At 63.1% G+C, this 13,746-nt stretch carries 15 protein-coding genes; 7 read left to right on the top strand and 8 right to left on the bottom strand.

Annotated elements, in window-relative coordinates; genetic code table 11:
• Window positions 1–44: 44 nt before the first annotated feature.
• Entirely contained in the window at window positions 45–1,088 is a 1,044-nt protein-coding gene (locus WH87_RS11120; protein WP_046139103.1) for an extracellular solute-binding protein, read from the top strand.
• A gap of 66 nt (window positions 1,089–1,154) precedes the next feature.
• Here WH87_RS11120 and WH87_RS11115 read toward each other — a convergent pair whose 3' ends face one another.
• Window positions 1,155–2,018, bottom strand: a complete 864-nt coding sequence (locus WH87_RS11115; RefSeq protein ID WP_046139744.1) for a MurR/RpiR family transcriptional regulator — start codon at window positions 2,016–2,018, stop codon at window positions 1,155–1,157.
• A 91-nt stretch (window positions 2,019–2,109) separates the two neighbouring features.
• On the opposite strand from WH87_RS11115, the gene WH87_RS11110 reads away from it, so the two are divergent.
• Window positions 2,110–2,697, top strand: coding sequence for an ABC transporter ATP-binding protein (locus WH87_RS11110; RefSeq protein WP_046139104.1), 588 nt, complete (start codon window positions 2,110–2,112; stop codon window positions 2,695–2,697).
• Window positions 2,694–3,494 (top strand): ABC transporter permease, encoded by an 801-nt coding sequence (locus WH87_RS11105; protein WP_046139105.1) that lies wholly within the window; start codon window positions 2,694–2,696, stop codon window positions 3,492–3,494. The genes WH87_RS11110 and WH87_RS11105 overlap by 4 nt, the downstream gene beginning before the upstream one ends.
• Here the strand turns inward: WH87_RS11105 and WH87_RS11100 are convergent.
• Window positions 3,489–4,271 carry an inositol monophosphatase family protein gene (locus WH87_RS11100; RefSeq protein WP_046139106.1) on the bottom strand — a complete coding sequence of 261 codons (783 nt, stop codon included), beginning with the start codon at window positions 4,269–4,271 and terminating at the stop codon, window positions 3,489–3,491. The two genes, WH87_RS11105 and WH87_RS11100, sit on opposite strands and share 6 nt — an antisense overlap.
• 6 nt (window positions 4,272–4,277) lie before the next feature.
• A complete protein-coding gene (locus WH87_RS11095; RefSeq protein WP_046139107.1) occupies window positions 4,278–5,099 on the bottom strand; it encodes an IclR family transcriptional regulator in 822 nt (273 codons plus the stop codon).
• A 151-nt stretch (window positions 5,100–5,250) separates the two neighbouring features.
• Between WH87_RS11095 and WH87_RS11090 the strand changes: the two genes are divergently transcribed.
• The 4 genes from WH87_RS11090 to WH87_RS11075 all read left to right on the top strand — a co-directional run bounded on the left by WH87_RS11090 (window position 5,251) and on the right by WH87_RS11075 (window position 8,762).
• Entirely contained in the window at window positions 5,251–6,003 is a 753-nt protein-coding gene (locus WH87_RS11090) for an MBL fold metallo-hydrolase (RefSeq protein WP_046139108.1), read from the top strand.
• Window positions 6,003–6,848, top strand: a complete 846-nt coding sequence (locus tag WH87_RS11085) for an ABC transporter permease (protein WP_046139109.1) — start codon at window positions 6,003–6,005, stop codon at window positions 6,846–6,848. The genes WH87_RS11090 and WH87_RS11085 overlap by 1 nt, the downstream gene beginning before the upstream one ends.
• Complete coding sequence (locus tag WH87_RS11080) at window positions 6,845–7,657, top strand: ABC transporter permease (RefSeq protein WP_046139110.1); 813 nt, start codon at window positions 6,845–6,847, stop codon at window positions 7,655–7,657. The genes WH87_RS11085 and WH87_RS11080 overlap by 4 nt, the downstream gene beginning before the upstream one ends.
• A 67-nt stretch (window positions 7,658–7,724) precedes the next feature.
• Window positions 7,725–8,762, top strand: a complete 1,038-nt coding sequence (locus WH87_RS11075; protein ID WP_046139111.1) for an extracellular solute-binding protein — start codon at window positions 7,725–7,727, stop codon at window positions 8,760–8,762.
• A gap of 91 nt (window positions 8,763–8,853) precedes the next feature.
• Here the strand turns inward: WH87_RS11075 and WH87_RS11070 are convergent, their stop codons facing one another.
• From WH87_RS11070 to WH87_RS11050, 5 genes are all read right to left on the bottom strand, one after another.
• Window positions 8,854–9,231 (bottom strand): DUF427 domain-containing protein, encoded by a 378-nt coding sequence (locus WH87_RS11070; RefSeq protein ID WP_046139112.1) that lies wholly within the window; start codon window positions 9,229–9,231, stop codon window positions 8,854–8,856.
• 115 nt (window positions 9,232–9,346) lie between these two features.
• A complete protein-coding gene (locus WH87_RS11065) occupies window positions 9,347–10,900 on the bottom strand; it encodes an ABC transporter substrate-binding protein (RefSeq protein WP_046139113.1) in 1,554 nt (517 codons plus the stop codon).
• 47 nt (window positions 10,901–10,947) lie between these two features.
• Complete coding sequence (locus WH87_RS11060; RefSeq protein WP_046139114.1) at window positions 10,948–11,919, bottom strand: oligopeptide/dipeptide ABC transporter ATP-binding protein; 972 nt, start codon at window positions 11,917–11,919, stop codon at window positions 10,948–10,950.
• The gene (locus WH87_RS11055; RefSeq protein ID WP_046139115.1) at window positions 11,916–12,887 is read right to left on the bottom strand and encodes an ABC transporter ATP-binding protein; all 972 of its coding nucleotides are present in this window, start codon (window positions 12,885–12,887) and stop codon (window positions 11,916–11,918) included. The genes WH87_RS11060 and WH87_RS11055 overlap by 4 nt, the downstream gene beginning before the upstream one ends.
• On the bottom strand, window positions 12,884–13,741 hold the full coding sequence (locus WH87_RS11050) for an ABC transporter permease (protein ID WP_052726528.1): 858 nt from the start codon (window positions 13,739–13,741) through the stop codon (window positions 12,884–12,886). The genes WH87_RS11055 and WH87_RS11050 overlap by 4 nt, the downstream gene beginning before the upstream one ends.
• Window positions 13,742–13,746 lie beyond the last annotated feature (5 nt).

The raw sequence follows: 13,746 nt of genomic DNA, 5'->3' as shown, positions 1-13,746 counted from the left end.
TGGGCACACCGCCTCCATCGCATTTTGCGCCCTGGAGGACGAAAATGAACAAACTTGCCCTTTTGACCGCTGCCCTGCTCGGCACCGCCACGCTCAGCGTCGCCATGCCCGCATTCGCCCAGAGCGGCGAAGTCAATATCTACAGCTACCGCGAACAGAGCCTGTTGCAGCCGCTGTTGGACAAGTTCACCGCAGAGACCGGCATTGAAGCAAAAGTGCTGTATGCAGGTGACGGACTGCTTGAGCGCGTTGCTGCCGAAGGCGAGCTGTCGCCGGCTGACGTCGTGCTCACCGTCGATATCGGCAATCTGGTCGGTGCCGAAGAGCAGGGCCTGACCCAGCCCATCACCACCCCGGTTCTGGTCGAGCGCGTCCCCGCAGCCTTCCGCGATGACGACGCCAATTGGACCGCGCTGTCGCTGCGCGCCCGCGTGTTCTACGTGTCCAAGGACCGCGTCGACGCGACTGCGCTGTCCTATGAGGACATTACCGGTCCAGAGTGGAAGGGGCGCCTGTGCACCCGTTCGGGTAGCCATCCCTACAATATCGGCCTGATCGCCCAGCGCATTGCGGCCCATGGCCTCGACGCCACCCGCACCTGGCTGGCCGGCGTGCGTGACAATCTCGCCTATGCCCCAACCGGCGGCGACCGCGAAGGCGTCAAGAATATCCTGGCCGGCACCTGCGACCTGTCCATCACCAACACCTATTACATGGGTGCGATGCTCAATAACGAGAAAGAGCCAGAGCAGAAGGATTGGGCCAGCGCATCGCGGATCATCTACCCAGATGCTGACACCGACGGCACCCAGGTCAACGTTGCGGGCGGCTTCATTGCCAAGCACGCACCGAACCTGGACAATGCCAATGCATTGATCGCGTTCCTGTTGTCCGACGAAGCCCAGGGCATCTATGCCGACACCAATTACGAGTTCCCCGTGGTGCCAAGCGTGTCGCCATCCGAGTTGACCCAGAGCTGGGGTACGCTGAAGGCTGTACAGACCCCATTGGTGGACGTTGCCGCTCACCGCGCTGAAGCCGCCGCTCTGGTCGACGAACTCAAGTTCGACCTCGGCCCACAGAACTAAGACTAGGGAGCAGCGCCTCTCTTCACCTCTCCCTTGGGGGAGAGGTGAAGAGGCCTCAGGCTTACCTCAAATCGAGCCGCCTTTGCCGCCCAGTGGGCTGCGGAGGCGGCTTAGTTGTTCCAGCCCCAGGGTGGTCTGTGCACTGGCCAGCACCGAGAGCGCCACAATCAGCGCCTCCAGCCACACCAGCGTCGCGCCATGCAGGGCCATGCCTCGCGCCCCGCCGCGTGACACGGTGACCGACACATCCGCCTGTCGGCTCAAGCGGCTGTCTGCCGTATCGCTGACGAAGATAAGCTTGAGCCCCTGCGTCTTGGCCTCGCTCAGCAAAACCTCGATTTCCGCGTAGGGGCGACCATAGGAGAAGGCGAGGATGGCGTCGCCCGCGCGCAGGTCCAGCATCTGATCGGCCAGGGTGCTTCCCGTCGCGTCTAGCGCCAGGGTCTTGCGGCCATGCCTGCGCATCAGGTGCAGGCCATATTGCACCAGATAGGCGGTCGGCCCGATGCCGAAGCCGACAATGCGCTCTGCCCCGTCGAGGATTTCGGCCACGCCCTGCAACTGATTGAGCGCAGCAGACGTAAAGCCCTCGGCCAATTGCTGCTGTTGCAGAGCGATGATCTGCGCAATGGCCTGCCTGGCGTCAGCATCGGTGGCGCGCAATGTCTGGCGGAAGCGATCCGATGGCGAGGTCTGGGCCATCAGCATGGCCAGCGTACGCTTCAGTTCGGGCAGCCCGGAATAGCCCAGCGCCTTGGCCGAGCGGATAACCGTGGCGTCCGATGTGCCGATGACATGGGCCAGTTCGCTCGCCGACCGCGACACCGCCTCTACCCGGTTCTGCTCAAAGTATTGCGCCACCCGCCGCATGGTTGGCGGCAGCTCGGGCAGGCGGGATTGCACGCGCAATGTGAACTCGTCGGCTGACATGACACCCTCCCGTTCGGTAGCGTATACTACCGACTGCTTCGCCTCTGACGCAATGACATAGCAGCGCAGGGCCACGTTTCAGGACTTCGCCATGCCCATAGCGCTGGACGCCACGCAATTGCAGTGTTTCGACACCGGGCCCGTGAGCCTTTCGGTGACGGGTGGACAGTGCCTCGCTGTTGCCGGTCGCTCGGGCAGCGGCAAGAGCATCCTGCTGCGCATGATCGCTGATCTGGTGCCCCATAGCGGCGAGTGCCGGCTCGATGGCGTCCCCGCCAGCGCCATTCCCGCTCCGCTGTGGCGCAGTCAGGTGCGCTATGCCGCCTCCGAGCCCGGCTGGTGGGCCCCCACCATCGGGGAACACTTCCGCGACCCGGCGGCTTTGGCCGATAGGGCCGCCCAGCTGGGCCTGCCCAAAGACGCCATATCCGCCCCGCCCGAACGCCTTTCGACCGGCGAGCGGCAGCGCTTCGCCTTTCTCCGCGCCATCGAAGAACGCCCCAAAGTGTTGTTGCTCGACGAGCCCAGCTCTGCCCTCGATCTAGAGGCCACGCTTGCGCTTGAGGGCATGGTGCGGGCACTGATGGCTGACGGTCTCGCCGTCATTCTCGTCTCCCACGATGCCGACCAGATCACCCGCCTTGCGGACTCCATCCTGACCATCGGGGACGCAGCATGAACGGGCTGACCTTCACCACGCTCGAACTGATCCTCGCCAGTGGTCTCGTGCTGACGGCGGCGGGGCTCTCGCTGCTGCTGAGCCTGGGCATTCAGCGCCAATTGCTGATCGCGTCCCTGCGCATGGCGGTGCAATTGCTGCTGGTCGGTCTGGTGCTGCGCTTTCTGTTTGAAAGCGCCAATCCGTGGCTGACCGTGGCACTGATCGTCGCCATGCTCACCGCCGCGTCCTACGAGGTTGGCGCGCGTCAGAAAATGCGCGTGCGCGGCGGCTGGCATTTTGCCCTCAGTGGCATTGCCATCAGCGCCTCGACCATCCTGATCGCGGCTTTTGCCCTCTCGACTTTGGCGGGCACCGAAGACTGGACGGCGCCGCGCATCATTGTTCCGATCACTGGCATCATTCTGGGCACGGCGATGAACGCCACCAGCATTGCGCTCAATGCCCTGCTGGGTGGAATCTCGGTCGAGCGCAATGCCATTGAGGGGCAATTGGCGCTGGGCCGCACGCGCGGCGAGGCCCTCCGTCCCATGCTGCGCAAGGCCATCCATGCTGGCACCATTCCGGTGATCAACCAGATGGCGGGCGCTGGAATCATCACCCTGCCCGGAATCATGAGCGGCCAGATTCTGGCTGGTCAGGACCCGATGGTGGCGGCCCAGTCGCAGATTTTCCTGATGTTCATGCTCGCTGGCGCCGCCATTGCCAGCATCGTCATTGCCGTCTGGCTGGCCCTGTTCCGCCTCACCGATGATCGCCATCGGCTGCGGCTCGACCGGCTCAAGCCAGGGTCATAAGGGAAGGCGTGCCTTGAGCTGATCGGCCAGTAGCGCATTGGACGCCAGAACAGCCCCGCCGGTTTCCCAAAGCGTGGTCGGAAATGCCGAGGCAGACCCACCCGCTTCGCTCACCAGCAGCAGCCCGGCCAACACGTCCCAGCCATAGAGATGGGCCTCGTAAAACCCATCGACACGCCCGGCGGCAACATAGGCCAGCCCCCGCGCTGCCGAGCCAAACTGCATGGCGTCGTAGCCATCCTCAAGCAGCCGCGCCACCAGCGCCGCATAGTCTGCCGTTGGATTGCGCCGCGAGTAGCCGATGTCGAGCGCAGCCGTGCCGGGTGAAGCATTGGCACTGACCGTGATGGGCTGCCCGTTGCACAGGGCCCCGCCACCCCGCCGCGCGCTGAACAGCTCATCGGCGACCGGGTCGTAGACCAGGCCGATCTCGGCGATACCGTCGACGCAGAACGCAATCGAGATGGCAAAACAGGCTATGCCGCGCGCGAAATTGGCCGTCCCATCGATGGGGTCGATCACCCAGATCTGGGCGCCACCGGTGCCACCGGTTTCCTCGGTCAACACGGCGTCCTCGGGGAATGCCTCCTCGATCGAGGTGCGGATCAGGGCATCGACTTCGGTATCGGCCTGCGTCAGGTAATCCTGCGGGCCCTTGAGCGTGGCGCCGGTCGCGCCACCCGCCCGGAAATAGCGCAGGGCAATTTTTCCCGCCTCGCGCGCCAGGGCCTGGGCAAAGTCGGCGCGCGCATCGAGCGCGGTCTTGGTTAGGGACATGATGATCTATTCTGCGATTAGATGGATGCGCTTGTGCCAGGCCTGGGCAGCGGACATGCCCCCCATGGCCAGTGACAACCGGTCGGCATGGGCGATGATGGATTTAGCCAGTGCCGGCACAGCATCATCGGGCAGCAATTGCTTGAGCGTCGTGACGCTGATCGCGGCCACTGCCGAGCCGTCATAGCCGAAAACCCCGGCGGCGACGCAGGCAATGCCTTCGTGGTCTTCCTCGTCATCAATGCCGTAATGGCGTTGCCGCGTGGCATCGAGATCGGCCTCCAGCGCGGCCAGCGTATCCAGCGTGCGCGGCGTCCGCGTTGGATAGCCGGTGCGTTCCAGAATGCTCACCGCATCGGCGCGCGGCATGGCCGCGAGAAATACCTTGCCCACTGCCGAGCAATGCGGTCGTTCGCGTCGGCCCAGCGCCGCGTCAAACCGGACATTGTCCGGCGCATCGGCGCGCGCCACGACCACGGCGGCCTCTTCGTCCCACACGGCAATGCGCGAGGTGAGACCGATGGCCTGCGTCAGATCGCGAAGGATGGGCATGGCAATATCGGCAATGCCGGTGCTCGACACCGCCATGTCGCCCAGCCGCACCAGCGACAAGCCAAGCCGATAGCGCTTGGTCATGCCCTCGCCGGTTGCCGAGAGAACCCCACGCGCCATCAGCGTCTGGATAATCGCGTAGGCAGCGGCTTTGGAGATACCGACAGACTGCGCCAGATCGGTCAGGCGGGCGCCGTCACGACCGGCCACGGCGATCAATTCCACAATGTCCAAAGCGCGCCCAAGGCTTTGCACCCTGTAGCTCTCATCGGCCATTACCGTCTCCCGTCAGCGCACGACAAGACGCAGCGAGCCGCGCCGTCATCAAAGATACATACGGTAATAGTAAACGCTGTTTGGCAATAACAAACAATAGCTGATTTTGATCCTGATCTGAAATTGGCACGACACGGCGGCTGAGTAGAAAATGCAGGTCACAGTTCTGGGCGCGGGCACGGTTTTGCCCGCCGCAAATCGGAGTTCGTCCGGCTATCTGCTGCGCATCGGGCAGGATGAAATCCTGTTCGATATCGGCCCCGGCACGCTGTCGCGTCTGCTCGCCGCTGGCGTCAGCTATCGCGATCTCAATCGCATCGTCATCACCCATCTGCACGTCGATCACATCCTCGATCTGGTCACGCTGCTGCAGGCCTATAACGCCACCCCCGGCTGGGAACGCACCGCACCCCTGCAACTGATCGGCTGTCAGGGTCTTGCCGCGTTCGTTGACCAGCTCTGCGCGGTGTTCGGCGGCATTGGCCCCAAGACCTATGCGCTCGACATCGTCGAACTCGTCCCCGGCCAAACCCAGTTCCCCGGCTTTACGCTCGAAGCGGCCCTCACCGGCCACACCGACAACAGCCTCGCCTATCGCATCACCGCCGAGGATGCCGTCCTCGTCTATTCCGGTGACGCCATCGAGACACCAGAACTGGCCGATCTGGCGCGCAAGGCCGATCTGTTCATCTGCGAATGCTCGTTCCCCGAAGGCACGCCGACCGACAATCACCTGACCCCGCATGGCGCGGCACGTCTCGCCAAGGCGGCTGATATCAGCCATCTGCTGCTGACCCATCTCTATCCCGCCACTGACGACGCCATTGTTGCGGCCGAGGCTGCGACAGTCTTTGCCGGCACCATCAGCGTGGCGCGCGATGGCGTGGTGGTTGAGGTCAATTGATGGCGGCGACGACCAACAAATCGCGGCTGGCCTGGCTGGGTCTGACGCCCTTCGTGCTGTTCGCGGCGGCGTTCGAGCTGATGCCCGTGGTGACGCTGGTGCGCTCCAGCCTCAGCGGCGGCGCGGGCATTACGCTCGACAATTTCGCGCGCGCCCTCACCCCCAATATCATCGCGGCCTTCGGCAACAGCCTCTATTTGTCGCTGACCACCGCCATTGGCGGCACCATCTTTGGCACGCTGGTCGCCTATGCCATCGTCACCTCGCCCAACGCCATGCTCCGCCATGCGGTGACAGCTCTGGCCAATGTCACCGCCAATTTCGGCGGCGCGCCTTTGGCCTTCGCCTTCATCATTACGCTGGGCTCGACCGGGTTCCTCACCCTGCTCCTGGGCTATGTCGGCATCGATCTCTACCCCGGCTTCCGCATCTATTCGATCTCGGGCCTGGGCATCGCCTACATCTACTTCCAGACGCCGCTCTCGATCCTGCTGGTCATCCCGGCCATGGCCGGATTGCGCCGTGAATGGGCGGAGGCTGCCGCCAGCCTTGGCGCGACAAAGCTGGAATACTGGCGGCTGATCGCAATCCCCATGCTGGCACCCGCCATGCTGGGCAGCTTCTTCCTGCTGTTTGCCAACGCCTTTGGCGCCTATGCCACCGCCTGGACCCTGACCGGGTCCGACGTGAACCTTGTGCCCGTGCAGATCGCGGCGCTGGTGCGCGGCGAAGTCGTGCTCGATCCTGAACTGGCCGATGCGCTGGCGGTGCTGTCGCTGATCATCATGGTGATCTGCCTGTTCGCCTATCAGCACTTCGCCCGTCTGTTGAGGCGCGGCCAATGACCTTGCGTGTTCCCTCCTGGCGCTTCTGGGTGCTGGCCCTGTTCGTGCTGTTCATGATTGTGCCGGTCATTGCCACGGGGCTGTTCTCCGTCGCCACGCGATGGGACCGCACCCTTTGGCCTGAAGGGCTGACCTTTGCCTGGTGGATAAAGGTCACCGCGCGCTCGGCCTTCATGACCACGTTGATGAATTCGATCTGGGCCGGGACCGTCTCGGTGCTGGTGTCGCTGGTGCTCGTCGTGCCCACGACCTACCTGGCCCATACCCGTCTGCCCAAGGCCAAGCCGTTCCTCGAATTCCTCTCGATCCTGCCCTTCGCCCTGCCCGGCGTGGTGCTGGCGCTCGGGTTGATCCGGCTCTACGCCAAGGTACCATTGCCACTGATCAATACGCCCAATATCCTGATCGCGGCCTATGTGATCATCACCCTGCCCTTCATGTATCGGGCGGTGATCAACTCGCTCGAAAGCATCGACACCAAGAGCCTCACCGAAGCCGCGCAGATCCTGGGCGCCAATCCGCTGCAGGTGCTGCTCCGTGTCATCGTGCCCAACATCATGCCCGGCGTCGTCAATGGCAGCCTCTTGGTGTTCTCGGCGGTGTTTGCCGAGTTCGTGCTGGCAAACCTGTTGATCGGCACGCGCTTTAAAACCTTTCCCATCTACCTCGTCGAGTTCACCCGCTCCGACGCGCGCCAGGCCAGTGCCCTGGCTCTGATGAGTTTTGCCATCGCCTGGCTCATCGCGCTCGGCGTGCTGTGGACGGCGGGGCAGGCCAACAAATCCCGTCAGGTAGCCTCCCGCGCCTGACGGCAACAACGTGCGCGCCACAAGCGGGGTGGACGCGCATCGGAAAAGACCCGCCTCGGAGAAACCTATGTCGAAGACCCTCTTTGCGAGCCTACTCGGCGCCTGCGCCCTCACCCTGCCAATGCTGCCAGCCGCAGCCAACGACGTCCTTGCTGCCGCTCAGGCCGAAGGCGAATATGTCAGCTATGGCATGTCCGACGACTGGGTGAACCTGGGTACGATCTTTGAAACGATCGAGACCAAGTTCGGCCTCAAGCACACCGATACCGACATGACCTCGGCTGAAGAAATCACCCATCTGCTGGCCGAAAAAGACGCGCCAGTGATGGACATTGCCGACATCGGCTACGACTTCCTGGGCCGTCTGCTCGAGAACGATCTCGCTGCCAGCTACAAGAATGCCTCGTGGGACAGCATCCCAGACCAGTACAAGGATCCAGATGGCCGTTGGGCTTCGTCGTACTGGGGCGCTATCGCGTTCCTCGTCAACACCGACAAGGTCGCCGTTGCACCACAGACCTGGAACGATCTGCTCAAGCCCGAATACAAGGATCAGGTCTGCAGCCGCGATCCACGCGTCTCGACCTATGCCACCGCTTCGGTGCTAGCAGCGGCTTACGCCAATGGCGGCGGCGAAGACAATGTGCAGCCAGGCCTCGACTGGTTCCAGCAGCTCCGCGACAGCGGCAACCTGCGTGAAGGCGTGGTCCTGAACGTTGCGTCGGTTCAGAAGGGCGAATGCCCGATCTCGCTGGTTTATGACTTCGACGGCTTTGCCAAGCGCGACGCAACCGGCCTGCCACTCGACGTGATCATCCCAACCGATGGCACCGTCGGCATGCTGTTCGCTCAGTATATCAGCGCCGTTGCACCACACGAAAACGCTGCCAAGGTCGCCATCGACTTCCTGTTCTCGGACGAAGGTCAGGCTCTGCTGGCTGACGGCTATGCCCACCCGACCCGCGACATCGCGCTGTCGGACGAAGTGAAGGCCAAGACGCTGCCAGCCAGCGCCTATGCCAATGTCCACTTCCCATCCAACCTGCCTGCCTTCTCGGCCGCCATCAAGTCGATCGCCGAAGGCTGGGACAAGCTGGCCAAGTAAGGTCCGCTAGAATGCAGAACGGGGGCAGCTTGTGCTCTGCCCCCGTTCATCCGACGCCGATGGAAACGCAACTGCTCGGCGTCACACCGGCCTAATCGCCGATGGTGATGGAATCGACGCGATCAGGGTAGAACGCCAGGCGTTCCTTAATCGGCGCGACGGCGTCATAGGGCGTCTCGTAGCTCCAGATCGCATTGATCGACCGCTCGCCGCCCATGGGGATGCTGTAATAGGACGCGTCGCCCTTGTAGCCGCAGTAGGACGTGTGATCGCTGCGCTCCAGCAGTTCCATTTTCACGTCTTCGCGCGGAATATACTGCACGGCCGGATACTTGCTCTCGACCAGCGTCACCGCATTGCGCGTGTCGGCAATGACGACGCCATTGAGCGTGACGACGACGCGCTGGGGATTGTTCGTGATGTCGATCGGGTGATCGGGACCGGGAATCTTGATCGGCCTGTCGCTCATAGTGTGCTCCTCAGACTTTGCGGGTTTTCAGGATTGCTCGAGGCATGGGATCGCCAAACTATCCTGTGGGTCGTCACTCCCTGCCGCCAGGCGGAGGGAGTGACTGTGTTCGGGGTCAGATGGCCTTGAAGTAAGGGAACTGCCAGTTGTTGCCGTCGGGCAGGAAGGCTGGCTGAACCGAGCTCTGGTAGCCCAGCGCGAAGACTTCGTTGGTCAGCCAGACCATGGAGGCGGACTCGTCCATCAGCTTCTGCAGCTCGATGATCTGCTGCACGCGGCTGTCACGGTCGAGATTGCTGCCGCTCTCGTCCTGAATGCGGGCGAACTCGGCGCTGTCGAAACGCTGCCAGTTCCAGTCGCCGATCTGGCTCGGCAGGAACCAGCGGGCATTGTAGGTCGGATCTGGGTTGGCGTTGAAGCGCAGGAAGAACAGCTCGAGGTCATCGCCCGACTCGCCCTTGCCCGAAGACCAGAAGGTTGCGGCTTCGCGCTGATCGATTTCGATATTGATACCGACTTCAGACAGCAGTGCCTGCGCGACCAAACCCATATTCTGGAAACCGGGTTCGTTGAGCAGGGTGAGCTTCAGCGTGATCGGCAGCGTCACGCCGGACTCAGCCAGTAGCTGGCGGGCTTCGTCGACATTGCGCTGGTAGACCGGAGCATCGCTCCAGTGACCGAGCAGGCCGGGTGGGATCATGGTGTTGAGGCGTGGCGCATTGCCCTGATAGCCAGCCAGCACCATCTCGTCGACGTCGATGGCGGCACGGATCGCCTTGCGCACCGCAAGGTTGTCCAGCGGCGCCTTCTGCATGTTCATGCCCATCCAGACGAAACGCTGGCCGGGACGCTTTTCCACGGTAATGCCTTCGGCGCCGATCAGCTCTTCAGCCGCGTCGATGGACAGTTCGGTGAAGTCGATTTCCTTGGCGCGCAGCGCCAGTTCGGCCGTCTTCTGGTTGGCAATGTAGATCAGATTGACGGTCTCGTAGTCCGGAACATAGTCGGCAAAGTCCGGATTGCGGGACAGGGTCAGACCGCGGTGAGCCTCAAACGAGGTCACCATATATGGCCCCGAACCGATTGGCGTGCGGCTGTGCTCGGCACCTAGGGCCTCGACGGCCTTGCGCGACTGGATCAGGCCAGAGGTACCGGCCAGCACAACTTCCCACAGGCTCGGCGATGGCTTGGACAGGATGATGCTGCCGGTATAGGTGTCGTGCACCTGCACTTCGACCAGCGCAGCCCAGTCAGCCTTGTAGCTGGATTCCTTGCCTTCAGCGTCCGGGCGGATATAGCGCTCGAACGAGAACTTGACGTCATCAGCCGTCAGCTCGCCATAGCCGCCGGTGAACATCTGGCCCTTCTTGAGGGTGAAGTCGATCTGGAGTGGGCTGACCTGCTCCATCTTCTCGGCGGCGTCGAGTTCATACTCGTACTTGTTCGGCACATAGGCCACGAGGCGCTGGAACACGGCGCGCAGCACGTTGCTGTCGGTCGTGCCGGTCATGAATGGGGGATCCAGGTTCTGGATTTCGCGGCTGATGCGCACCGTCAGGCTGCGCTGTTCCTGTGCCCATGCTGGCCCGCCGGGCAGCATTGTAGCGGCGGAAAGACCGGCGATACCGGCCAGAATGGACCGGCGGGTGAAGTTCGTGCTCGTTAACATGTCGTACGCCCTCGTTGTTTGAATTCGTAGATCAGATCGGCAGGCCCTCAGGTGTCCTGGTGTGCACCGGGAAGCGCGAGGGAATAGGGGAAATGGCACCGCACCAGCGAACCGGCTTCGGTCCGGGTCAGCTCGGGCATGGTCTTTGAACATGTCGGCTGGGCAACCGGGCAGCGCGTGTGGAAACGGCAACCCGATGGCGGCTTGGCATTGCTGGGCACTTCGCCCTGCAGGATGATCGCATTGGACGCCCCACCCGCCGACAGCAGCGGATTGGTCGACAGCAGCGTGGTCGAATAGGGATGCGCCGGATGCTTGAACAGTGTCGCCGTCGGCGCGTCCTCGACGATCTGGCCGAGATACATGACGATGGTACGCTGCGTGACGCGCTTGATGACGTGCAGATTGTGGCTGACCATGACGAAGGTCAGGTTCATCTCGCGCTGGAACTCCAGCAGCAGGTTGAGCAGCTCGCCCTGCACCGACACGTCCAGCCCGGCGGTTGGCTCGTCGGCCACCAGTACGGACGGGCGCAGCAGCAGCGCGCGGATCACGCCGACGCGGCGCGCCTGTCCGCCAGAGATTTCGTGCGGATAGCGATCCAGGATCGACACTGGCAGACGCAGGCGCTCCAACAGCGTGTGGATGCGCGCCTCGGTCTCTTGGCGGTCCAGACCATGGATGGCGACAGCCTCCATCATCAACCCGCCAATGGTGATGCGCGGCGAGAGTGTTGCCACTGCATCCTGCATCAGCATCTGGATCTGGCGGCGGAACGCCTTGCGATCGGTCTTGAGCGCGGTCTTGACCGACTGGCCCATAATCTGGGCATCGCCACCGGTGGGCAGGGTCAGCCCGACAAGCAGGCGACAGAGCGTGCTCTTGCCCGAACCGGATTCGCCAACCACGCCAACGGTTTCACCGGCCTTGATCTCGAGCGAGACGCCATCCAGCGCGCGGATGACGTTGAGAAAGACCACGCTTGCATTGTCCAGACGGACGGAGGTGCCGGTCGTCATGTGATATCCTCCAGCCGGGCACAGGCGGCCAGTTGTCCTTCGAATGCTCGCAGCGGCGGCATGACGCGGGTGCAGACCTCGGCGGCGTAATTGCAGCGCGGCGCAAAGATGCAGCCGGGTGGATTGTCCACCGTCTCGGGCACCTTGCCGGGAATGAACGCCAGCGGCACATCGAGCGGCTGGTCATCGATTTCGCAACCGATCAGGGCGCGCGAATAGGGGTGTAGCGGCTGAGCCAGCACGTCCCGCACCGCGCCCAGCTCCACCAGATGACCGCCATACATTACCGCGACCTCGTCGCAGAGCTGCAGAACGGTGCCCAGATTGTGCGAGATGAAGATGATCGAGCCAGAGAACTCGTTGCGCAGGCGGCGCAGCAGATCGATGATCTGCGCCTCGATGGTGGCGTCGAGCGCCGTGGTTGGCTCATCGGCGATCAGAATATCGGGCTGGCACAGCAGCGCCATGGCGATCATCACGCGCTGGCGCATGCCGCCCGACAGCTGGCCAGGATAATCCTTCATGCGCCGCTCGGGGTCGCTGAGACCGACCTTAACCAGGGCGTCGCTGGCGCGTTTGACAGCCTCCTCGCGCGAGACGCCGGGATAGCGGTTGCGCACCACATCGACCAGCTGCGTGCCGACCCGGAACACCGGGTTCAGCGCCGTCATCGGGTCCTGAAAGATCATGGCGATCTTGTTGCCGCGCAGGGCCTGCATCTTGGAGCTGCCCAGCGTCAACAGATCGACGCCGTCGAGCTTGACGCTGCCCTCGGCGTTGAGGCCCGGCGACAGCAAGCCCATGATGGTGCTGACAAGGCTCGACTTGCCCGAGCCGGATTCCCCGACAATGCCGAGGATACGACCGCGTTCAACCGTCAGGTCGATGCCGCGCAGGATGGATGCCGTGCCCCGGTCGGTTTGAGCGGTCAGGCGCAGGTTCTGGATGGAGAGGAGTGGCTCGGTCAATCTGGCCTCCTCGCAGAGCGTGGATCAATGGCATTACGCAGGGCTTCGCCGAACATGGTGAAGGCAAGCGTGGCGATAGCGAGGGCGGCACTGGAGATCAGAACCGGCAACAGCGCCTTGGACATGTTCTGGTAGCCGTCCTGCAGCAGACCGCCCCAGCTCGCCAGCGGCGGACGCAGACCGAGACCGAGAAAGGACAGGCTCGCCTCGATGGCAATCACGATGGGAATGTCGAGCGAGGCGATGACGATCAGCGGCGCCAGAATATTGGGCACGATGTGAAACACCAGAATGCGCAACTGGGAGGCGCCGAACACTCTTTCGGCCTCGACAAACGGCTCGTTCATCACCGAGAGCACCTGCGCCCGGGCGACACGTCCAAAATGGGGCACGAGGCTGGTCGCGATAACGATGATCAGCATCGGCATGGACGATCCCAGCACCGCCACGGCAGCCATGGCCAGAATGACGCTGGGGAAGGAGGAAAACGAGTCAAAGGCGATCAGGATGAGGCGCTCGACCGGGCCGGGCACGTAAGCCGACAGAATGCCCAGCGCCATGCCGATCAACAGGGCCAGCGCAATCACCGACAGGGCCACCGTCATGGCGACCTGCGTGCCATAGATATGGCGGCTCAGCAGGTCACGCCCCAGCTGGTCGGTGCCCAGCCAGTGCTCGGCCGATGGGCCGGCAAGGCGGTTGATGACGTCGAGCTTGTTGGGATCATATGGCGCCAGGAACGGGGCGAAGATCGCGATGAACAGGATCGCCGCCACCAGCGCCAACCCGATTGCGCCACTTGGATACCGCGCCGTCTGGCGCAGCGTTTTGAGAAGTATAGACAGGCCCCTCATGATGC

The organism is Devosia epidermidihirudinis, assembly GCF_000971295.1.
In the GTDB taxonomy this organism is placed as follows: Bacteria; Pseudomonadota; Alphaproteobacteria; order Rhizobiales; family Devosiaceae; genus Devosia; species Devosia epidermidihirudinis.
Note: the sequence above shows the minus strand (reverse complement) of the source record. Positions and strands in the feature narration are given on the sequence as shown.